This is a genomic window from Aminobacter sp. J44 (genome assembly GCF_007829415.1).
GTDB lineage: Bacteria > Pseudomonadota > Alphaproteobacteria > Rhizobiales > Rhizobiaceae > Aerobium.
Genome location: NZ_VLJG01000045.1, coordinates 38,726 through 60,476 on the forward strand (window position 1 = coordinate 38,726; position 21,751 = coordinate 60,476).

The following is a 21,751-nucleotide window of genomic DNA, read 5'->3' on the forward strand; positions in this document are numbered from 1 at the left end:
CTTGAGCTTGCGGGCATAGCGGGGCGGCTGACAAAACGTCAGTCCGCCTTCTTCATTTCTTCCTTGAGAGCTTCGTCGTGGTACCAGCATTCGCTGTCTGCCACGGCGCGCGAAACCTCGGTCGGCATCTTAGGCTGCAGTAGCTGACGGCGGCCGAGCAGTGCCTTCCGAAAGTCGATGATCTGGGCAGTCTTGCCGCTGCTCGGGGTCTGGGTTCCGTACTTCATTACGACGGTCCTTCCAGTTGCAGGCATTCCGCTAGGGCACAGAATACGCCTTGCCCCGCCCCGATCAACAAGATTGCACATAAATTGTTCCACGATACTGCTGTCGGTCGATGCTCGCGGAAGCGTCGTTGCACATTTTATAAGCAGACTGATTTTCTTCTATGCATGAGGGGGCGGTCCAGCGCCCGGACAAACCAAAACCCTCGGCCCGCCGGATTCCTAGTGAATCCACGGGCTTAGCGGGCTTTTAGGCCTCGATTTGAAACTGGCACGCCCCTTGCATTTCTCTTAGCGAACGCCCGGACGGCCGGTGGGGCCCGCCGGGCAGGAACAAAAGACTAAGAGCGGCATGAGAGGCTCAAATGACGAAGTATAAGCTCGAATACATCTGGCTCGACGGCTACACGCCGGTTCCGAACCTGCGCGGCAAGACGCAGATCAAGGAATTCGCCGAGTTCCCGACGCTGGAGCAGCTGCCGCTTTGGGGATTTGATGGCTCCTCCACCCAGCAGGCGGAAGGCCACTCCTCGGACTGCGTGCTGAAGCCGGTTGCACACTACCCGGACCCGGCTCGCACCAACGGCGTGCTCGTCCTCTGCGAGGTCATGATGCCGGACGGCGTCACCCCGCATCCGTCGAACAAGCGTGCGACCATCCTCGACGACGAGGACGCATGGTTCGGCTTCGAGCAGGAGTATTTCTTCTACAAGGACGGCCGTCCGCTTGGCTTCCCGGAGCACGGCTACCCGGCACCGCAGGGTGAGTACTACACCGGCGTCGGCTTCAAGAACGTCGGCAGCGTCGCGCGCCAGATCGTTGAGGAGCACCTCGACCAGTGTCTTGCCGCTGGCCTGAACCACGAGGGTATCAACGCCGAAGTCGCCAAGGGCCAGTGGGAATTCCAGATCTTCGGTAAGGGCTCGCGCACCGCTGCTGATCAGATGTGGGTCGCTCGCTACCTGCTGATGAGGCTCACCGAGAAGTACGGCATCGATATCGAGTGGCACTGCAAGCCGCTTGGCGACACCGACTGGAACGGCTCGGGCATGCACTGCAACTTCTCCACGAAGTACATGCGCGAAGTCGGCGGTAAGGAGTACTTCGAGGCTCTGATGGCGCAGTTCGGCAAGAACCTGATGGAGCACATCGCCGTCTACGGTCCGGACAACGACAAGCGCCTGACCGGCAAGCACGAGACCGCTCCATGGAACAAGTTCAGCTACGGCGTTGCTGACCGCGGCGCTTCGATCCGCGTCCCGCACTCCTTTGTCAACAACGGCTACAAGGGCTACCTGGAAGACCGTCGTCCGAACTCGCAGGGCGACCCGTACCAGATCGCTTCGCGCATCCTGAAGACGATCTCGGAAGTCGCGCTTCCGGCAGTCAAGGCAGCGTAAGTCCTCCCAAGACAACGCACCGAAAAAGAGCAGGGGAACGCTCAACAGGCCCGGCGGCAACGCCGGGCCTGAACTGTTTTGGGGCGGGATGATCGGGCCGGAGAAGCGGGACGGGCAGATGGTCTTCGTCGGGCTGAGGGGGCATTGTTGGGCATCGCGGTCAGCACGGCGCGTGCGGCCTGCGGCTCCGTGTTCAGGTAACGGACCTCGCTGGAGAGGCGGGATCAATTGGCATGGGGGGGCGCAGTAGCGGGAAGGGGCGCGGAGTTGAAGCGCTGTGCCCCTCGTGACGGTTCAGGCATGGATCCTCGGCTCAAGGCCGAGGATGACGAAGCTTCAGATGTGTCCGGGACGATGTCGCTGTCGTTCCTGCTTCAACGCTGCTGATAATGGGCCCGGCCGAGATGCTCACCGAGATCATGCGCTTTAGCAATGTAATCGTAATCGGCGGCACGCTCGGCTAGAGGCCTCCGCCAAGTCTTCTTCCGCTTCCCTTTTTGGCGCTTGCGCAAACTTTCTCCACTCGCTGAATTATCCAGCGTGGCGGCGATGGTCCGTCCGACTTGCTGGAGAGAGCATCTCCACCTTCGTCATCCTCGGGCTAGACCCGAGGATCCATTCCGGAACCTATCCGTCGAACCAGCGTGCAGAATGGCATGTCGAGAGACTTGCCGCCGCCGCGAGGTACGGGCGCCCCACAATCGGCCCCTGTACCGCGTTTCATCATTCGAGCCCGGTTGGAGGTGTCCAATCCCAAAACAAAAAAACCGGCGGAGTTGCCTCCGCCGGCTCATTAATCTGAAATCCGGTCCGGATCAGACCGAGTAGTACATGTCGAACTCGACCGGGTGCGGGGTCATCTCGAAGCGCATGACCTCGGCCATCTTCAGCTCGATGTAGGAGTCGATCTGGTCGTCGTCGAACACGCCGCCGGCCTTGAGGAAGCCGCGGTCCTTGTCGAGGCTCTGGAGAGCTTCACGCAGCGAGCCGCAGACGGTCGGGATCTTCTTGAGCTCCTTCGGCGGCAGGTCGTACAGATCCTTGTCCATCGCCTGGCCCGGGTGGATCTTGTTCTTGATGCCGTCGAGGCCGGCCATCAGCATCGCAGCGAAGGCGAGGTACGGGTTCGCCGTGGGGTCCGGGAAGCGGACTTCGAGGCGCTTCGACTTCGGGCTGGAGCCGAACGGGATGCGGCAGGAAGCCGAGCGGTTGCGTGCCGAATAGGCCAGCAGCACCGGAGCCTCATAGCCCGGGACCAGACGCTTGTAGGAGTTGGTCGACGGGTTGGTGAAGGCATTCAGCGCCTTCGCGTGCTTGATGATGCCGCCGATGAAGTACAGGCAGTTTTCGGAAAGGCCAGCATACTCGTTGCCTGCGAAGGTCGGCTTGCCTTCCTTCCAGATCGAGATGTGGACGTGCATGCCCGAGCCGTTGTCGCCAAAGATCGGCTTCGGCATGAAGGTCGCGGTCTTGCCGTAGGCATTGGCGACCTGGTGCACGGCGTACTTGTAGATCTGCATCTTGTCGGCGTTGCGCACCAGCGTGTCGAACTTGATGCCGAGCTCGTGCTGTGCGGCAGCAACTTCGTGGTGGTGCTTTTCGACCACGACGCCCATCTCGGACAGGACGCTCAGCATCTCGGAGCGCATGTCCTGCAGGCTGTCGATCGGCGGAACCGGGAAGTAGCCGCCCTTGACGCGCGGACGGTGGCCGAGGTTGCCGGTCTCGTAGTCGGTGTCGTCGTTGGACGGCAGCTCGCTGGAGTCGAGCTTGAAGCCGGTGTTGTACGGGTCGGCCTTGTACTTGACGTCGTCGAAGACGAAGAATTCAGCTTCCGGACCGACGAAGACGGTGTCGCCGATGCCCTCGGCCCTCAGATAGGCCTCAGCCTTCTTGGCCGTGCCGCGCGGGTCGCGGTTGTAGGCCTCGCCCGAGACCGGGTCGAGGATGTCGCACATGATGACCATGGTCGACTGTGCGAAGAACGGGTCCATGTGAGCCGTTTCCGGATCCGGCATCAGGACCATGTCGGACTCGTTGATTGCCTTCCAGCCTGCGATCGAGGAGCCGTCGAACATTACGCCATCAGCGAACATGTCCTCATCGACTGCGATCACGTCCATCGTGACGTGCTGCAGCTTGCCCTTGGGGTCGGTGAAGCGGAGATCGACGAACTTTACTTCGTTGTCGGCAATCTGCTTCATGATATCAGCGGCTGTCGTCATTTCCTGTTTCCCTGTGAAAAATTCGTTCTTGTTGCGGCAGACGTCAGATGGCGTCGACGCCGGTCTCGCCGGTGCGGATGCGGACAACTTCCTCGACGTTGGAGACGAAGATCTTGCCGTCACCGATGCGGCCCGTCTGGGCGGCCTTGCGGATTGCGTCGATCGCCGTTTCCACGTTCTCATCGGCCAGCACGACTTCGATCTTCACCTTCGGGAGGAAGTCGACGACGTACTCGGCACCGCGGTACAGCTCGGTGTGGCCCTTCTGGCGGCCAAAGCCCTTGGCCTCGGTGACGGTGATACCCTGAAGCCCGACTTCCTGAAGGGCTTCCTTCACCTCGTCGAGTTTGAAGGGCTTGATGATCGCCTCGATCTTTTTCATGCGCTGGTAGCCTCCGGTGGGATAAAGAGGATGTCAGGTCCCGCTTCGCCGACATGAATGCAGGAAGCATGCCAATCCGGCGAAGCGACATGCTAGCGTGGCACGGCTGCGTAACCGCAGGAAATGCAACGATTAGCCGGCCTGCCGCATCGCGTCAGGCATCGTAGCTGCCTGGGGTGCATATGCGGTGGGCTTGGGGAGTGATGAAATAGTATGCAAAGTGCTCATGCAATAGGCAATTCTGTCATGCTGCTGACGCCTACAGAAATGGCAGAAGCTGATCGCCTGACGATCGAGCGCGGACCATTCGACGGCTACGGCCTGATGCGCAACGCTGGAAGCGCGATCGCCGCCGAGTTGCTGCGCCGCTATCCCGACGCGCCTTCCTTCGACGTGCTGTCCGGTCCCGGCAACAATGGCGGCGACGGCTATGTGGTCGCGCAGTTGCTGGCCGAGGCGGGTGTTGGCGTCCGCCTCTTTGCCTATGGTACGCCACGAAGCGGCAGCGATGCGGGGCTTGCGGCTCGCGATTGTCCGCTCCGGGCGGAACTGCTCGAAAGCTTTGCGCCGGAGAAGGGGCATGTGGTTGTCGACGCGCTCTATGGCGCCGGCCTGTCGCGCGGGCTGGATGGAGTAGTCGCGAAAGTGGCAGCGGCCTGTAGCGATGCCGGTGCCCGCGTGGTGGCCGTCGACCTTCCCTCCGGCCTGTCGGGCGAGACCGGCATGCCCCTTGGAACCTCCTTTGAGGCCGAACTGACGGTCACTTTCTTCCGCCTGAAGCCGGGGCACCTGCTGGAGCCGGGCCGCAGCCTGTGCGGCGAGACGCTGGTGGTCGACATCGGCATTCGTGACGAGGTGCTGGAGGCGATCCGGCCGAAAACCTTCGTCAACCGCCCGGAGCTCTGGAGCCATGCCTTCCCGCGCCCCAACCGCGACCAGCACAAATACTCGCGCGGCCATGCCGCGGTCTTCTCGGGAGGCACATCCTCGACGGGTGCCGCCCGCCTGTCGGCGATGGCTGCCGCTCGTGCCGGGGCAGGGGCCACGACGGTTTATTCGCCAGCCAGCGCGATATCGACCAACGCCGCGCACCTGACCTCGATCATGCTGCGCAAGGTCGATGATGCCGATGACCTGCGCGAAACCTTCTCCGACCGGGAGCCGGAGGCGATCGTGCTCGGTCCCGGCTATGGCCTGCGCCGGCCCGTCCGCGAGATGGTGCTGGCGGTGCTGGAGCAATCAGGCAAAGGCCTACTCGTGCTTGACGCAGATGGCATCACCGCATTTCGCGAGGAGCCTCAGGCGTTGTTTTCCGCAATCGGGCAGTCGGCGCGCGAGGTGGTGCTGACGCCGCATGAGGGCGAGTTCGCCCGCCTGTTCCCTGAAATCCCGGGCACCTCCAAGCTGGAGCGGGCACGAGAGGCCGCGGCGCTTTCAGGCGCGGTGGTCGTCCTGAAAGGGCCGGACACGGTCATTGCGGCGCCGGACGGTCGCGCCGCCATCAACGCCAACGGCACGCCGTGGCTGGCGACAGCCGGGTCCGGCGACGTGCTGGCCGGAATCATTGCAGGCCTTGCCGCTCAGCGAATGCCAGCGTGGGCGGCTGCATGCGCTGCCGTCTGGCTTCACGCGGAGGCCGCCTCGCGCTTCGGTCCCGGCCTCATCGCCGAAGACTTGCCGGGGCTGCTGCCGCCGCTGCTTGGCGAGTTGCTATAGGTTAACGGCTTTTTGCAGTGCCATCGCGCCGTGCGGGGCGCGGACCTTGCCCTCGTGGATGAAGTAGACGAACACGTCGCGCGGCTTCTTCTCCGCCTTCGTCGACGGATCCGCATAGGGCAGCTCGTCCGGCTGGCCGCCCGCCGCCCATTCCTTCACCCGTTCGGCCCAGCGTTTTAGCTCCGCGTCGGCATAGCAATGCTCGTTGTCGTCCTTGCCGCGCTGCAGGCGGGCATAGACGAAGCCGCCGGTGACGTCGGCGATTTCTGGATAGGTGTCGTGATGGGCGTAGACGATCGCCGCGCCATAGTTGCGCGCCAGCGCGACGAAGTCCGGCGAGATGAAGCTGTCATGCCGCACCTCCAGCGCGTGGCGCAGCGGAACGCCGTCCTGCTTGTCGGGCAGCAGCTTGAGAAACCCCTCGAAATCGTCGGGGTCGAACTTTTTCGTATGCGCGAATTGCCAGAGGATCGGCCCAAGCTTGTCGCCCAGCTCGCTGATCCCCGAGCTGAGGAACTTTGCGACGGACTCTCCCGCTTCGGCCAGCACTCTGCGGTTTGTCGAATAGCGGATCGCCTTGATTGAGAAGACGAAGCCGTCGGGCGTCTCGGCGGCCCACTTCGCGTAGGTCGCCGGCTTGAAGGTCGAGTAGTAGGTGCCGTTGACTTCGATGGTCCGCACCTGCTGGGCGGCATATTCCAGCTGCCGGGATTTCGGAAGCTTGTCAGGATAGAAGGATTCGTCCCAGGGCTCGAAGGTCCAGCCGCCCATGCCGGCACGAATCTCTCCCGACTTCGCCATTCCGTTCTCCCTATTCGGCCGCTTCCGGCCGCTTGATGCCCGGTCGCCGCTCCAGCAGCTCCTTCAGGAACTGGCCGGTGTAGCTGCGCGGCTCGGCGACGACGTCCTCCGGCGTGCCGGCTGCTACCAGCTCGCCGCCGCCGTCGCCACCGTCAGGACCAAGGTCGAGCAGCCAGTCGGCGGTCTTGATGACCTCAAGGTTGTGCTCGATGACGACCACGGTGTTGCCCTGGTCGACCAGCTCCTGCAGCAGCTCGAGCAGCTTCGCGACGTCGTGGAAGTGAAGGCCCGTCGTCGGTTCGTCGAGGATGTAGAGCGTCTTGCCGGTCGCCTTGCGGGACAGTTCCTTGGCGAGCTTGATGCGCTGCGCCTCGCCGCCTGACAGCGTCGTCGCCTGCTGGCCGATGCGGATGTAGCCGAGGCCCACCTTGTGCAGCGTCGCCAGCTTGTCGCGCACCGCCGGAACTGCCGAGAAGAACTCAACGCCTTCCTCCACGGTCATGTCGAGCACGTCGGCGATCGACTTGCCCTTGAACTGCACCTCGAGCGTCTCGCGGTTGTAGCGCTTGCCGTGGCAGACGTCGCAGGTCACGTACACGTCCGGCAGGAAGTGCATCTCGATCTTGATGACGCCGTCGCCCTGGCAGGCTTCACAGCGGCCGCCTTTGACGTTGAACGAGAAGCGGCCCGCCTGGTAGCCACGCGCCTTGGCCTCCGGCAGTCCCGCGAACCAGTCGCGGATGTGGGTAAAGGCGCCGGTATAGGTTGCCGGGTTCGAGCGCGGCGTACGACCGATCGGCGACTGGTCGATGTCGATGACCTTGTCGATGAATTCGAGACCCTCGATCCGGTCGTGGTCGGCGGGGTGCTCGCGCGATCCCATGATGCGGCGCGATGCCGCCTTGAACAGCGTCTCGATCAGGAAGGTCGACTTGCCGCCGCCGGACACGCCGGTCACGGCCGTGAATGTACCGAGCGGAATTTCCGCCGTCACGTTCTTCAGGTTGTTGCCACGGGCGCCGACGACGCGGATGTACTTGCCCTTCTTGGGCTTGCGGCGTTCGCCCGGCACGGCAATTCCCATTTCGCCCGACAGGTACTTGCCGGTGAGCGAGTTCGGGTTGGCCATGATCTCGGAGGGGGTGCCCTGCGCCACCACCTGGCCGCCATGGACGCCGGCAGCCGGACCGATGTCGACCACGTAGTCGGCGTGCAGGATCGCGTCCTCGTCGTGTTCGACGACGATGACGGTGTTGCCAAGGTCGCGCAGGTGCTTCAGCGTGTCGAGCAGCCGCGCGTTGTCGCGCTGGTGCAGGCCGATCGACGGCTCGTCCAGCACGTAGAGCACGCCGGTGAGGCCCGAACCGATCTGCGAGGCGAGGCGGATGCGCTGGCTCTCGCCGCCCGACAGTGTGCCCGAGTTGCGCGACAGCGTGAGGTAGTCGAGGCCTACGTCGTTCAGGAAGCGCAGGCGCTCGCGGATCTCCTTGAGAACGCGCACCGCGATCTCATTCTGCTTGTCGGACAAGAGGCCGGGCAGCCCACGGAACCACTCGTCCGCCTTGCGGATCGACATTTCAGTGACCTGGCCGATGTGCAGCCCACCAATCTTGACCGCCAGCGCCTCCGGCTTCAGGCGATAGCCGTTGCAGGCAGGGCAGGGCGTCGCCGACATGTAGCGCTCGATCTCCTCGCGCATCCAGGCGGAGTCGGTCTCCTTCCAGCGGCGGTCGAGATTGGTGACGACGCCCTCGAAGGTCTTCGTCGTCTTGTAGGCGCGGGTGCCGTCGTCGTACGAGAACTCGATCTTGCGGTCGCCGGTGCCATGCAGGATGGCGTGCTTGGCTTCCTCGCTCAGATCGCGCCAGCGGTCGCCGACCTTGAAGCCGTAGGCCTTGCCGAGCGCTTCCAGCGTCTGCAGGTAATAGGGCGAAGAGGACTTCGCCCACGGGGCGATCGCGCCCTCGCGCAGCGAGACGTGCTCTTCGGGAACGACGAGGTTCGGGTCGATGGCGCGCTGCGAACCGAGGCCGTCACAGGCAGGGCAGGCGCCAAACGGGTTATTAAACGAGAACAGGCGCGGCTCGATCTCCGGGATCGTGAAACCCGAAACCGGGCAGGCGAACTTTTCGGAGAACAGGATGCGCTCGTGCGTGTCGTTCTTCGACTTGTTCACGCCGTCGGCGCTGGTCTGGTCAGCCGGCAGCGGCTTGTCCGCGAACTCGGCGATGGCGAGGCCATCCGCGAGCCGCAGCGCGGTTTCCAGCGAGTCCGCAAGGCGCGAAGCGATGTCGCTGCGCACCACAAGGCGGTCGACCACCACGTCGATGTCATGCTTGTACTTCTTGTCGAGCGCGGGAACATCAGCGATCTCGTAATAGGTGCCGTCGACCTTGACGCGCTGAAAGCCCTTCTTCTGCAGCTCGGCGAATTCCTTGCGGTATTCGCCCTTGCGGCCGCGCACGATCGGCGCGCTGATATAGAGGCGCGTGCCTTCCTCGAGCTCAAGGATGCGGTCGACCATCTGGCTGACCGTCTGGCTCTCGATCGGCAGGCCGGTGACCGGCGAGTAGGGCACGCCCGCACGCGCAAACAACAGGCGCATGTAGTCGTAGATCTCGGTGACGGTGCCGACCGTCGAACGCGGGTTCTTCGACGTCGTCTTCTGCTCGATGGAGATTGCCGGCGACAGGCCGTCGATCTGGTCGACGTCCGGCTTCTGCATCATCTCGAGGAACTGGCGCGCATAGGCCGAGAGGCTCTCGACATAGCGGCGCTGGCCTTCCGCGTAGATCGTGTCGAAGGCGAGCGACGACTTGCCGGAGCCCGATAGTCCCGTCATCACGATCAGGCTGTCACGCGGCAGGTCCAGATCGATGTTCTTGAGGTTGTGCTCGCGCGCGCCGTGGATGGAAATGAATTTATGGTCAGCCATGAGCCGTCCGTCGCCCTGCCAGGTGGTTGAGGCCGGCATCGGACCGGCCGAACCTATATGGTACTTGTGATGCTCCCCGTCGAGCCTGACCGAGGTAGGCGGATAGAGCTTCTCGCGCGTTCCAGCCCGAAGCGCAAGAAAAAAGAACAGAGAGCGAACGACTTCCTGACAGTGTTATGGCAGGAGCCCGCCCGGAGGAACAGTCGGGGATCACGAATTGTTTCGCTCGACCCTTTGCGGGTTGACCTTGCGACACGGCATCTTAGACTCACACCTGTTGGATGAGCTCGCGGAGCTACCGCTCGCAGAAACCTCGGAGGCGCGAGGTATGCGGCTCAGCTTGAAGCCACCAACACAGGATGAAACCTAGCACGGAGGGAGGCATGACCCCGCCTGACCAACGTTATAGGCTTCGCCCCGTAGCGAAGCCACAGTAGTCCAAACCCTGGATTTGTGGCGCTGGCCCGCTTGAACCAGCGGAGTTGGCTACTGCTTCACCCACAATTTGGCTCATAGTCGGATCTTCGGGCAGCGGCCCGAGACGCATCCGAATTAATTCCGGCAGTTCCGTGCCGGTACAGGGAACAGAGGTTCCTATGGCCCCGTCTGGATCTTGAGTGATCGGCGGGGCCCTATCTTTTGCTGGCGAGTGTGGGAGTTCGCAGCACCATGGTTGCTGCCAGGTCAATGATCTGGTAAAGAACAAAGAGCGAACAATATAACTGTGGACGAGATGCGCCGGCCCCGAAGCGGGCGGCGCACCGCCGGCCCACTTGTTCTAAGGTGCAGAACATTTCTTTGGTTTCGGACGAGCGCAGGAGAGAGTCATGGCCGGCAGTGTGAATAAGGTCATTCTGGTAGGAAATCTGGGCGCCGATCCCGAAATCCGGCGCCTGAATTCGGGTGATCCGGTCGTCAATCTCCGCATCGCAACCTCGGAGACCTGGCGCGACAAGATGTCGGGCGAGCGCCGCGAAAAGACCGAGTGGCACAATGTCGTGATCTTCAACGACAACCTTGCCAAGGTCGCGGAGCAGTATCTTAAGAAGGGCATGAAGGTTTACGTGGAGGGCTCGCTGCAGACCCGCAAGTGGACCGACCAGCAGGGCCAAGACCGGTACACGACCGAGGTTGTGCTGCAGAAATTCCGCGGCGAGCTGCAGATGCTCGACAGCCGCGGCGAGGGCGGCGGCCAGGTCGGCTATGACCGTGGCGGCCAGGGCAGCAGCCGTGGTGGTGACTTCGGCTACTCCGGCGCCGGCGATGATCGCGGCGGCTCGGGCGGCGGCGGCGGTGGCGGCTACTCGCGCGACCTCGACGACGAGATTCCGTTCTAAGAACGTCTCAGGCTTCTGAAAGAGGGCTGCGCCTGCAGCCACGAAAGCCCTGCCGATCATCCGGCGGGGCTTTTTGCATTGGAATGGCATTTTCGCGGCAGTCGAAGTCAGCGTTACCGGTGCGTAGGCCAGAGGTAACGGTCCCGGCTTACGCCACCACAGCTCCACCGCTGCGATAGACGGCGATGTCAGCCATGACCCCCAGCTCCTTTATGAAGGCCTGCGGGTCGAAGCCTTCGGCAGTCTGGCGGGCGAGGGCGGCCTGACGCGCCGCTTTATAGGCGGCCTCGTCACGCCACTGTACGAAGGTGACGACGTTGAACTGCCCCGGTCCATCGAACTGTTCGAGGATCAGGTTCCGCTCGCAGCCATCGGCTTGGTCCAGCGCGTCATGGGTCTTCTTCACCCGCTCGAGAAAGCGGTCGAGCGACTGCGGCGGGACGATGAACTTGTCGACGCGATAAAGGGGGGAGGCAGACATGGCGTTCTCCTTCAACCGACCGCTTGATTAAATCAGATTGACAACATATTGTCAAAAAGGAAGCGGGAGAACACGTCGTGTCAGCTACCTCCGAAGACCTTGGCCAGCTGGTGCTGGAAGTCTTTCGCCTCAACGGCAGCCTGCTCGCCGCCGGCGACGAGGTGGTTGGTGCGTTTGGGCTGACGAGTGCGCGCTGGCAGATCCTCGGCGCAGTGATGCGAAAGTCGGAGGGCCAGACCGTCGCCCAGATCGCCCGCGAGGCTGGCGTCACGCGTCAGGCAGTCCAGCGCATCGCGAACGCGCTAGCCGGCGAGGGGCTGCTGGTCACGGTTGATAACCCGCGCGACAGGCGCGCACCGCTGCTTGAGGTCACCGATAGGGGGCGTGATATCTACCGTCAGGCAGATGGCGCGCGCCGCAAGTGGCTGGGGGCAATCGCCGGAGACGTTGCAGCAGAGGATCTCGCTGCTGCAGTTAGTCTGCTGCGGCGATTGAGAGGTTCTCTCGAAGCCGCGGGCTGAGGAACTACCGGTCGGCGACGACCGCTGCCGGTCTTATCCGGTCGAGCACCTTCTGCAGCAGGCGCTTTCCCTCGGTCAAGGCGGCCGGGAACAGGAAGTAAACACTCGCCAGCCAGCACAGGCTGATCGCGCAGCCCGCAATCACGAGCCTGACCAGCGGCGCATGATCGGCAGCCGCGTCGAAGGCGATGTACCCCGCGACTCCGGTTGCTCCCGCGAGCAGGATGACCCGCGAAAACTGTCCGGCCAGTTGGCCGAGCGTGACGTCGATCTGCGACGTCACCAGCGGCCAGCGCATCATCGTCGCCACCAGAGCCACGAAGATAAATCCGATCGCCACGGCCTCGAGACCGTGCGCCACCGTGACGAAGGTGACGGCGACGGTGAGCCCATCGATGATGACGGCGTAGATGAACCAGGTTCCCGGCTTGCCGAGGCCGTAGAGCAGGCCGTGATCGAGGGCAGCGCCGATGGTCATGATGCCGGCAATCGCAAAGCCCTGTGCCGCGCCGATGCTCGGCTGCCACTGCGGGCCGAAGATGACCGGCACGAGAAGCGGCGCGCAAACCGCGATGAACACCATGATCGGCGTCACCAGCGCATAGGCCACCGCCTGCGCCATGTCGTAAGCCGACGCGATCCTCTTACGGTCCACCCGAAGCTGCGAGAACACCACCGTCGAGACCGGCGTGATGGCCGTGACGGTAAGGTCCTGCGCAACCTGGATCAGCCGCTGCGCGACGTTGAGATAACCAAGTCCGTTGAGGCCAAGCGTTGCGGCGACGATCGTGTTCTCGGCCGAGGCCCGCGCCATGGCCGTGAATTCAACCGCGACGACATTGAAGCCGAACACCGCCATGCGGCGGAATTCGCCGAAGTGGAAGGCGCTTGACGGCACCCATCGCGCGGCGATCCAGATCATCACCGTGCCGGTAAGCTGGGCAATCAGCGTCTGCGCGACCAGCGCCCAGACCCCAAAACCGCTCAGCGCGAGGGTTATTGCGACAATCTGGCCAATCACGCCGGACAGCATCGCCTGACGAGCGATCAGATCGAACCGCATCCGGCGGCGCAGCATGGCATTGGGCACCGAGCCCACGGCAGCGAACAGGACGACCGGCGCGAGCCCCCACAGGATCGGCACGACGTCCTTCACCTCCAGGAACATCTGCAGCGGATAGCCCAGCAGGCCAAGCCCGAAGGAGAGAATCGTTCCTGCGATGCAGGAGTACCAGAACGCGGTGCTGAAATGCTCCGGCGTCGGGTTCTGCGCCTGGACCAGATAGGTGGAAAAGCCGAGGTCGGAGAGCAGCGTAAGGAAAGGGATGATCGACAGCGCGATCGCGACGAGTCCGAAATCCGCAGGCGCGAGCAACCGCGCGAGGATCACGACGGTCAGCAGCCCGCTCAGCCTGCTGAACCATTTTTGCGCGGTCATCCAGAGGACGCTGCCCGCTGGCGTACTGGAGAATTTCTGCTGGGGTTCGGATGTCACGTCTCGCAGCCTTCGGGACGGCAGCTCAGTTGCCCGCCAGCATATTCATGCCCCGACAGCTGCGTCCATTTAGCCGAAAGGCTAACGGCGTTGGCTCGTCGCCAATCCAAGGCGCGATAGGTGAGGACGGACAGGAAAAAGGCGCCGCGGTGACCCGCGGCGCCCTGATTTTCGCAGTGGGACGAGCGGCTAGTCCTCGTCGCGGCCCATCCGCGCCAGCCCCTTGAACACGTAAGGAGCGAGCAACGCGATGATGGCGATGCCGATCATCGTCGCCGAGCTCCAGTGCTGGAACAGGATCATTGGGTCGCCCTGACTGATCTGCAGCGAGCGGCGCAGCGCCAGCTCCGCCATCGGTCCGAGGATCAGGCCGACGATCGCCGGCGCGATCGGATAGTCGTACCGTCGCATCAGGAAGCCGAGCACGCCGAAGGCGACGAGCAGCAGCAGTTCCACCACCGACGGATTCGCGGCAATCGTGCCCATCGTCGCGAAGACAAGGATGCCGGCATAGAGCCATGGCAGCGGGATCTTCAGGAGCTTCACCCACAGACCGACGAGCGGCAGGTTGAGGATCAGCAACATCACGTTAGCGATGAACAGCGAGGCAATCAGCGCCCAGACGAGGCCGGCATGCTGCGCGAAAAGCAGCGGGCCGGGCTGGATGTTGTACTGCTGGAAGGGAAAAATCCCATGCAGGGCCTTTCAGTTCGGAGCCATTCCGGCCGATTACTTCAGTGATAATGGGGTACGATATGACGTTTGTTGCCCCGCTGCGTGCCAGATGCGCGTTCGCATGTTGACGCGGCTGCGCGCGAGGGCCATTTCCAAGCAAGTTTTGAAGGAACGTTCAGCCGATCATGTGCCAGCTTTGCGGAGAGTCCAGCTTTGGGGCGCATGCCATCTCGATCTCCGAGCGTCCGCGCCAGCTTCTTGGCGGCTTGCGCTGGAGCGGCACGCATGAGCAGGCGGCGTCCGGCGAGACAGAAGCCTTGCTCCGTCGCGTGCAGGCTTTTTCTGAAAGGCGCAGTGCTGCCTGGAAAAGCCCGATCGTCGCGCTCTCTCGTGCGCTGGGCGAGGGGAGCTTTGAGTATTTCGCCGGCATCGCGGTGGAGCCGGGTGAGGCACTTCCCGCAGGCTTCGACCTGCTGGATCTCGTCGAGATGACGGTCGCGAGCTCCTGGCATGGGCCGCAGGACGGCGATGTCGTCACCCACTATGGCCACATCCTCGACTGGATCCGCACCAGCGATTACCGCCGCGACCGCACCCACTACGACCACCGCGAGGAATATCCGCACGACGCGGATCTCGATGCACCGCCTGCGCTGCGGCTGATGCTGCCGGTGCAGACGGTTAGCGTGGCGACGCCGAGAACGACCGGCGGCTTCAGCGCGACCTCAGTCTGACTTACTCCTCACAGCCACCGCCTGACTTTCTTCGCATAGTCGCGCCAGCGCTTGCCGAACTTCGCCTCGAGGTGCTTTTCCTCCCGCTCGATCGCGAGTTTTTGCGTGAGGAACGCCGCGATGACCGCCAGCGGCAGGAACCACGCGATGCCACTGATCAGGCCTAGGGCGATCATGATCATCGTGTTGCCCACGTAAAGCGGGTTGCGGGTAAGCGCGAAGGGACCGGTCGTGACGAGATGGTCGGCGCCCCGGTGCGGCCTCAACGTCGTGTCCGCGCGACGCATCGCCCGGATAGCCATCGCGATTATGGCGATGCCGCCGGCGGCGATCAGCCACCCGAACGCGAACAGGATTTCCGATAGCGGCCGGGTGATCCATGGAAGCGGGAACAGCCAGTTCAGGATGAATCCGAGCGCCACGCCCGGAAGGTAGATCAGTGGCGGCCAGGGAATGGTATTTGGCTGGTGGCTGATGTCATTGGTCATGTTCCTCCCCCTTCGTCACGAACTCCGCATCAACTGTGCATGCGGAGATGATCTCCTGCAATCTCTGCGATGTCTCGGTGCTCGGCGTGCCCTCATAGATCTCGTTGAAGCGGCTTTCGTTTTCGAGAGTGCCCATCACGCAGACGCAATAGTACTCGCAGAAAGGCGTCTCTTTCACGTCCTCGCACTGCGCCTGGCAGGCGCGCATGAACTGCCCGTCCCGCGCCGGCTCGGCTGCCGGCATCACCTGCGAGAACAGCCACACGAGGCCGATCAGCACCGGCTGGTGGATGAGGTAGACGGCGAGGCTATGCCGCCCCGCGAACTGCAGCGGGCGCGTCCAGTTCGGCATGCGCCAGTGCGCCATCCGGTCGAACAGGCCGATGGCTTTTGCTGTCCGCGCGCCCGCGATGCCGAACAGCACTGCCGCGAACCACGGGAACAGCGGCACATAGTCGTTGGATCGCGGATTGATGCTCGACAGCCCCACCCACCACAGCGCCGGGTGGTCGAAGAAGGTCGAGCGAAGGAAATTCGGCGCGGCCAGGACAGCAATTGCGACGAGGATGGTGACAAAGCTCGGCAGGCGCAGGAAGGCGAGGCCAAGCACGCTGGCGAGCGCGATTTGGTGCAAGATGCCGAAGAAGATGAAGCCGCCTGGCACCGCCAGCCACGTCACCAGCGAGATCGCCGCCGCGGCGCCCGCGACCATTGCCAGGCGCCGCAGGAACGGCCGCCAGCGAATGCCCCTGGCGTGGCCGAGAAACAGGCTGACACCAACCAGAAACAGGAACGACGAGGCGATGCAGCGGGCAAACAGCTTCCAGCCGCCTTGCGCCGTCATTGCATGAGGAACATAGCCGAAGAACTCGAGATCCCACGCAAAATGGTAGATCGCCATGGCCACGAGAGCGAGGCCTCGCGCGACGTCGATGGCCTCCAGCCGGGATTTGTCGATCGCGGAACGCTGCACTAGTCTCTCTTCCCGAGTCAGCCCCTTACGCCGTTGCCAGCGATAGCACGAAACGGCGGCAGCGGGCCAAGCAGAAGGGAGAATGCATGCATAACGTTGAAGCCAACGGCGCCTCGATACCAGCTCTCGGCATGGGCACCTGGACCCTCGAGGGAGAGGCGTGTGCCTCGCTGGTCGCGGACGCGCTGGCGCTCGGCTACCGCCATATCGACACGGCGGCGGCATACAAGAACGAGCAAGCGATGGGCGAGGGGCTGCGCGCTTCGGGCGTCTCTCGCGACGACATCTTTGTCACCACCAAGGCCTGGTGGACGGATCTGGCGGCGGGTGACCTGCGCCGCTCCGCGGAGGACAGCCTGCGCCGCCTCGGCCTCGACTACGTGAACCTGCTGTTGATCCACTGGCCGAACCCGGAAATTCCGCTGAAGGAGTCGATCGCGGCGCTGAACAAGGTGAAGGCCGACGGCCTCGCACGCCACATTGGCGTCTCGAACTTTCCGACCGCGCTGGTCGCCGAGGCGCTTGCGCTGACCGATGAGCCGCTGGTCGCCAATCAGGTCGAGAACCATCCGTATCTCGACCAGCGCAAAGTCTACGAGGCCTGCCGCGCGGCCGGCATGGCGATGACTTCCTACTGCCCGATCTATCGCGGTGGTGGGCTCCTCAGCGAGCCGGTGGTGCAGGCAGSCGCCAGCGCCCATGGCAAGACGCCGGGCCAGATCGTGTTGCGCTGGCATGTGCAACAGGACGGCATCGTCGCCATCCCGCGCACGTCGAAGAAGGAGCGCCTCGCCGAAAACATCGACGTGTTCGACTTCGCGCTGAGCGATGCGGAGATGGCAGGCATCACCGCGCTGCGGGGCAAGGCGCCACGCATCTGCGACTACGCGTTTTCCCCGAAGTGGGACGCAGCCTGATTGACTGCTTGCAGCCGGTCTAGACGAGGACCGGCTGCCTCGTCCGCGCTTCCTCGCCGAAGACACGCAGGTAGCGCTCGATTTCCTTCGGATCGCCGGTGGTTTTTTCCGGATTGTCGGAGAGTTTGACTGCCGGACGTCCGTTCGCCTGCGTCACCTTGCAGACGAGCGAGATCGCCTTGAGGCGATCGTTATGCGCCGGCGCGCAATCCTTGAAGTCGTTGGTGAGGTTTGTGCCCCAGCCGAACGACATCCGCACGCGGCCCTTGAAGTGCTGGTAGGTCTTCTCGATGGTGGCGACGTCGAGACCGTCGGAGAAGATCAGCAGCTTTTCGTGCGGATCGCGGCCACGTTCCTTCCACCACTGGATGATGCGCTCGCCGCCCTCGATCGGCGGGGCGCTGTCGGGACGGAAGCCGGTCCAGTCAGCCACCCAGTCCGGTGCATCGCGGAGGAACGAGGCGGTACCGAAGGTATCCGGCAGCACGATCAGCAGGTTGCCGCCGTAGTAGCGCTGCCAGGCTTCCAGAACTTTGTAGGGAGAGGCGCGCAGCTCCTTATCGGATTTTGTCAGCGCGGCCAGTACCATCGGCAGCTCGTGCGCATTGGTGCCAAGTGCCTCCAGGTCGGTATCCATAGCCAGCAGCACGTTCGACGTGCCGGTGAAAGCGGAACCGATGCCTTCCTTCAGCGCCTCGACGCACCAGCGCTGCCATAGGAACGAATGGCGACGGCGGGTGCCGAAGTCGGAAATGCGCAGTTCGGGATATTTCCTGAGCAGCTCGACCTTTTCCCATACCTTCGCCTTGGCACGGGCATAGGTGACGTCGAGCGCGAACGGACCCATCGACTTCAGCGCCGCGCGTGAGCGCAGCTCGTTGATGATGGCGAGGGCCGGAATCTCCCACATCGTCGTTTCGTGCCAGCGGCCGTGGAAGTGGAGCTCGTACTGGCCGTCGCGCTTGAAAAGCTCGTATTCGGGCAGGCGGAAGTTCTCGAGCCAGGCGAGGAAGTCCGGCTCAAAGATCTGTTTGCGCCCGTAGAAGGTGTTGCCGGCGAGCCAGATCATCTCCTTCTTGGTGAAGCGCAGCGTGCGGGCGTGGTCGAGCTGCGCGCGCAACTCCTGCTCTTCGATCTCCTCCGCGATCCGCACCGACTTCGTGCGGTTGATCAGCGAAAAGGTAGCGTCAACATCGCGATAGAGCCCCCAGATCATCTGCAGCATCAGGAGCTTGTAGAAGTCCGTGTCGAGCAGGCTGCGCACGATCGGGTCGAGCTTCCAGGTGTGGTTGTAGACCCTGCGGGCGATGTCGGTCTTGGTCATGTCGTGTCTCGCGACGAGCGCGTGGGAGAAGTTGCGCTCACGGTGTCCTCATGCTCGGCCATCCTCCCGATGGCGCGTGGGGAACGGAACCTATGCGGGCTCCATTGTCAATTCCGTAACCCTGGGCGCAACGAGACAGCGCTGGATTCAGCGGAATTTTACGCCTTACCTATAGTCAGTGGCGCGTGAGTATACACGGCTGGGGGGCCGACATGGAGTTTTTGCGCCTTGGTGAGCGCCTGCGCGCGCTCCTCTCAACGTTTGCACGCGACCGAGGCGGCAATTACGCCGTCATCACTGCGATCGCGAGTCTGCCGCTTCTCGGGGCGGTGGCACTGGCAGTTGAATATACCAATGCATCACGCATGCGCTCCGACCTGCAGCAGCGGCTTNCCGCCGAGAGCAACCAGACAACCGCGGCGCAGCAATTCTTCAATCGGACCTATTCGGACGCGGGCGTCACTACGGTCCGCTTCGAGCTCGGCGATGGCGTCCTGAACGGCTGGGCGGCGCGCCCGATGGCGACCACTTTCAGGATCCCGGGGATGACCGAGGGCAAGGAGATCGGCGTCTATTCGCAGGCACGGTTCACGACGGCGACCACGCCGGTGCCCTGCGTGACCATTCTCGGCAACGCACAACAGGCGCTGCTGGTGAACTCCGGGGCCAACGTGTCCGCCAAGGACTGCGAAATCCACGTCCATTCGAAGTCGAACCCCGCAATGATCATGAACGCTGGCGCGACCATCGACGTCGCGAAGACCTGCGTCGCCGGCACCAACATCATCAAGAATGGCGGCACGCTCGGCGGGCTTGAGACCAACTGCAAGGTCGATAACGATCCGTATGCAAACGCGATCCCGGCGCCGACTATACCCGCCAACTGCTCATCGGGCCCATCGAAGAACGGCACGACCTACACGATCAGTCCCGGCAAGCACTGCGGTTTCAACATCAACGAACCGTACAAGGTTGTCTTCGAGCCGGGACTGCACATTATCTCGAGCACGATCATCATTCCCGCAGGTGCTACGGTGATCGCCGAGGGCGTGACCTTCTACTTCACCAGCCCCTATGCGGAACTGCGCATGAACGGCGGCATCACGATGAAAGCGACCGCCCCGACATCCGGACCCTACAAGGGCATCCTGATGTTCGAGACAAAGGGCACCAACAAGGGACCGTTCATTTTCAACGGTTCGGTGAGCGAGCATTTGGAAGGCGTGATCTACCTCCCCAACCGCGACGCTATCTACAACTCGAAGACCAATATCGGCCAGAACAAGGTCGCGATGGTCTTCAATACGCTCATCATCAATGACGCTGATTGGAACATGACCGGCATTTCCTCGCCGGGTTCGGGTCATAAGACGGTTTATCTTTCGCACTGACACCTGCGGAAATTGACTTTTGTGGCCGGCGAGTCCAACTCGTCGGCCACCCATCATTCTGGAGTACGGCATATGGAAAAGCGCAGGCTCGGGCGCACGGATATTTTTGTCTCGAAGATCTGTCTCGGGACCATGACTTTCGGCGAGCAGAACACGGAAGCCGAAGGTCATCAGCAGCTCGACCTCGCGATCGACCGCGGCGTCAACTTCATCGACACCGCCGAGCTATACCCGATCCCGCCGAAGGCGGAGACGCAGGGCCGCACTGAGCGCATCATCGGCAACTGGATGAAGGCGCGTGGCAACCGCGACAAGCTCGTGCTCGCAACCAAGGTCGTGGGACGCACCGCCAATGAGTGGTTCCGCGGCGGCCGCCCCTCGAGACTGGTGCGCGCAGACATCATGGACGCGATCGACAAGTCGCTGCAGAAGCTGCAGACCGACTACGTCGATATCTACCAGATCCACTTCCCCGACCGTCTGGTCCCGTGGGGCTCCAACCCCAACCGCGTGAACGAATGGCCGGCCAAGCGCGCCGACGATGAAACGCCGATTGCCGAAACGCTCGCCGTGTTCGACGAACTGGTGAAGGCCGGCAAGATCCGCCATCTGGGTCTCTCGAACGAAAGCTCCTGGGGCGTGATGAAGTTCATCGCCGAGTCGGAACGCGGCGTTGGCCCACGTCCGGCGTCCCTGCAGAACGCCTACAACCTCGTCAACCGCACCTTCGAGGTGAACCTCGCCGAGGTTTGCGACCGCGAGGAGGTGAGCCTGCTCGCTTATTCTCCGCTGGCGCAGGGGTACCTCACCGGAAAATACGACGATGGCGCTCTGCCGGCCGGCTCGCGCAAGCAGCTGTTCGATCGCCTGCAGCGCTACGAGACGCCTGGTGCTGCCGACGCGCTCAAGGCGTACAACAACATGGCTCGCCAGTTCGGTATGGAGCCGGCACTGTTCGCCAACGCCTTCGTCACGCATCAGCCGTTCGTTACCTCGAACATCATTGGCGCGACGTCCATCGAGCAGCTTGAGCTCGCGCTGTCCTTGGCGGAGGTGAAGTGGACCGAAGAGATGCAACAGGCGGTCGACGCTGAGCACCAGTTGCGCGGCAACCCTTGCCCCTGATGTCTCGAGTACCTATTTGGCTGGCAGGCGCAGGGCTTGATGCAGGCGCCGCAAGATTAGTCCAATGATCTACGTTTGTCCGAAGACGAGGGTTGAGGAGACCATCGCGCTGGCAGGCGCCACACGGCTGGTTACCCTTTTGACCCACAGGGCGGAGTTCCAGCGTCCTGCCAGCATCGTCCCGGCGAATCATCTCTTCCTCGAGATGAATGACGTGGTCGCCGAAGAACCGGGCATGGTCGTGCCGGCCAGGGCGCATGTGGAGAGCCTGCTCGCCTTTGTCAGGGAGTGGGATCGGGCGCAGCCGCTGGTTATCAACTGCTTTGCGGGGATCAGCCGCTCGACCGCGGCCGCCTACATTGCCGTTGCGGCACTTGCTCCGCATCGCTGCGAGGCAGAACTCGCGCAGGAATTGCGCCGTGTTTCGCCGTCCGCGACGCCAAATTTGCGGCTCATCGGTCACGCTGATGAGCTTCTCGGGCGTGAAGGACGGATGATCGCTGCAATAGAGGCAATCGGGCGGGGCGCTGATGCTTTTGAAGGCACCCCGTTTTCAATTGCTGTGGACAGGAAAGGTAACGTTAACTTGTAACCGCCTCAGGGGCAG

The 21,751-nt window shown here is 63.0% G+C and carries 19 protein-coding genes and 1 pseudogene; 9 read left to right on the top strand and 11 right to left on the bottom strand.

Features of this window, described 5'->3' with window-relative positions; translation table 11 throughout:
- Positions 1-38: 38 nt before the first annotated feature.
- A complete protein-coding gene (locus tag L610_RS14995; protein WP_186441511.1) occupies positions 39-227 on the bottom strand; it encodes a DUF2735 domain-containing protein in 189 nt (62 codons plus the stop codon).
- 362 nt (positions 228-589) lie between these two features.
- Here L610_RS14995 and L610_RS15000 point away from each other — a divergent pair, with 362 nt between their 5' ends.
- Positions 590-1,624, top strand: coding sequence for a glutamine synthetase beta-grasp domain-containing protein (locus L610_RS15000; RefSeq protein ID WP_144706049.1), 1,035 nt, complete (start codon positions 590-592; stop codon positions 1,622-1,624).
- A gap of 815 nt (positions 1,625-2,439) precedes the next feature.
- On the opposite strand, the gene glnA is transcribed toward L610_RS15000, so the two are convergent.
- Positions 2,440-3,849 carry a type I glutamate--ammonia ligase gene (gene glnA, locus L610_RS15005; RefSeq protein WP_024847559.1) on the bottom strand — a complete coding sequence of 470 codons (1,410 nt, stop codon included), beginning with the start codon at positions 3,847-3,849 and terminating at the stop codon, positions 2,440-2,442.
- 43 nt (positions 3,850-3,892) lie between these two features.
- Positions 3,893-4,231 carry a P-II family nitrogen regulator gene (locus L610_RS15010; RefSeq protein ID WP_024847560.1) on the bottom strand — a complete coding sequence of 113 codons (339 nt, stop codon included), beginning with the start codon at positions 4,229-4,231 and terminating at the stop codon, positions 3,893-3,895.
- Positions 4,232-4,477: 246 nt separating this feature from the next.
- Here L610_RS15010 and L610_RS15015 point away from each other — a divergent pair, with 246 nt between their 5' ends.
- Positions 4,478-5,947: an NAD(P)H-hydrate dehydratase gene (locus tag L610_RS15015; RefSeq protein WP_144706051.1), complete on the top strand. Its 1,470-nt coding sequence runs from the start codon at positions 4,478-4,480 to the stop codon at positions 5,945-5,947.
- Here the strand turns inward: L610_RS15015 and L610_RS15020 are convergent.
- Positions 5,942-6,748, bottom strand: a complete 807-nt coding sequence (locus L610_RS15020; RefSeq protein WP_144706053.1) for a DUF72 domain-containing protein — start codon at positions 6,746-6,748, stop codon at positions 5,942-5,944. The two genes, L610_RS15015 and L610_RS15020, sit on opposite strands and share 6 nt — an antisense overlap.
- 10 nt (positions 6,749-6,758) lie before the next feature.
- A complete protein-coding gene (gene uvrA, locus L610_RS15025; protein ID WP_144706055.1) occupies positions 6,759-9,683 on the bottom strand; it encodes an excinuclease ABC subunit UvrA in 2,925 nt (974 codons plus the stop codon).
- A gap of 827 nt (positions 9,684-10,510) precedes the next feature.
- Here uvrA and L610_RS15030 point away from each other — a divergent pair.
- The gene (locus L610_RS15030) at positions 10,511-11,020 is read left to right on the top strand and encodes a single-stranded DNA-binding protein (protein WP_144706057.1); all 510 of its coding nucleotides are present in this window, start codon (positions 10,511-10,513) and stop codon (positions 11,018-11,020) included.
- 148 nt (positions 11,021-11,168) lie between these two features.
- Here the strand turns inward: L610_RS15030 and L610_RS15035 are convergent, their stop codons facing one another.
- Positions 11,169-11,501 (bottom strand): antibiotic biosynthesis monooxygenase, encoded by a 333-nt coding sequence (locus tag L610_RS15035; protein ID WP_144706059.1) that lies wholly within the window; start codon positions 11,499-11,501, stop codon positions 11,169-11,171.
- A 77-nt stretch (positions 11,502-11,578) separates the two neighbouring features.
- On the opposite strand from L610_RS15035, the gene L610_RS15040 reads away from it, so the two are divergent.
- Positions 11,579-12,022 (top strand): MarR family winged helix-turn-helix transcriptional regulator, encoded by a 444-nt coding sequence (locus L610_RS15040; RefSeq protein ID WP_144706061.1) that lies wholly within the window; start codon positions 11,579-11,581, stop codon positions 12,020-12,022.
- 4 nt (positions 12,023-12,026) lie between these two features.
- On the opposite strand, the gene L610_RS15045 is transcribed toward L610_RS15040, so the two are convergent.
- On the bottom strand, positions 12,027-13,517 hold the full coding sequence (locus L610_RS15045) for a lipopolysaccharide biosynthesis protein (RefSeq protein WP_144706063.1): 1,491 nt from the start codon (positions 13,515-13,517) through the stop codon (positions 12,027-12,029).
- A 189-nt stretch (positions 13,518-13,706) separates the two neighbouring features.
- Positions 13,707-14,198 (bottom strand): annotated as a pseudogene (locus L610_RS15050) (tripartite tricarboxylate transporter permease); the annotation flags it as partial.
- A 179-nt stretch (positions 14,199-14,377) separates the two neighbouring features.
- Here L610_RS15050 and L610_RS15055 point away from each other — a divergent pair.
- Complete coding sequence (locus tag L610_RS15055; protein ID WP_144706065.1) at positions 14,378-14,926, top strand: GyrI-like domain-containing protein; 549 nt, start codon at positions 14,378-14,380, stop codon at positions 14,924-14,926.
- Positions 14,927-14,934: 8 nt separating this feature from the next.
- Here the strand turns inward: L610_RS15055 and L610_RS15060 are convergent, their stop codons facing one another.
- Both L610_RS15060 and L610_RS15065 read right to left on the bottom strand, forming a co-directional pair.
- The gene (locus L610_RS15060) at positions 14,935-15,414 is read right to left on the bottom strand and encodes an isoprenylcysteine carboxylmethyltransferase family protein (RefSeq protein ID WP_144706067.1); all 480 of its coding nucleotides are present in this window, start codon (positions 15,412-15,414) and stop codon (positions 14,935-14,937) included.
- Positions 15,404-16,387 (bottom strand): heparan-alpha-glucosaminide N-acetyltransferase, encoded by a 984-nt coding sequence (locus L610_RS15065; RefSeq protein ID WP_144706069.1) that lies wholly within the window; start codon positions 16,385-16,387, stop codon positions 15,404-15,406. Before L610_RS15065 ends, L610_RS15060 begins: the two co-directional genes overlap by 11 nt.
- Positions 16,388-16,473: 86 nt before the next feature.
- Between L610_RS15065 and L610_RS15070 the strand changes: the two genes are divergently transcribed.
- The gene (locus tag L610_RS15070; RefSeq protein WP_144706071.1) at positions 16,474-17,304 is read left to right on the top strand and encodes an aldo/keto reductase; all 831 of its coding nucleotides are present in this window, start codon (positions 16,474-16,476) and stop codon (positions 17,302-17,304) included.
- 19 nt (positions 17,305-17,323) lie between these two features.
- On the opposite strand, the gene pncB is transcribed toward L610_RS15070, so the two are convergent.
- Positions 17,324-18,628, bottom strand: coding sequence for a nicotinate phosphoribosyltransferase (pncB, locus tag L610_RS15075; protein WP_144706073.1), 1,305 nt, complete (start codon positions 18,626-18,628; stop codon positions 17,324-17,326).
- Between the two features lie 212 nt (positions 18,629-18,840).
- On the opposite strand from pncB, the gene L610_RS15080 reads away from it, so the two are divergent.
- The 3 genes from L610_RS15080 (at position 18,841) to L610_RS15090 (ending at position 21,736) form a co-directional block, all read left to right on the top strand.
- The gene (locus L610_RS15080) at positions 18,841-20,019 is read left to right on the top strand and encodes a TadE/TadG family type IV pilus assembly protein (RefSeq protein ID WP_144706075.1); all 1,179 of its coding nucleotides are present in this window, start codon (positions 18,841-18,843) and stop codon (positions 20,017-20,019) included.
- Between the two features lie 72 nt (positions 20,020-20,091).
- Positions 20,092-21,144, top strand: a complete 1,053-nt coding sequence (locus L610_RS15085) for an aldo/keto reductase (protein ID WP_144706077.1) — start codon at positions 20,092-20,094, stop codon at positions 21,142-21,144.
- Positions 21,145-21,358: 214 nt separating this feature from the next.
- Entirely contained in the window at positions 21,359-21,736 is a 378-nt protein-coding gene (locus tag L610_RS15090) for a hypothetical protein (RefSeq protein WP_348640231.1), read from the top strand.
- Positions 21,737-21,751: the final 15 nt, after the last annotated feature.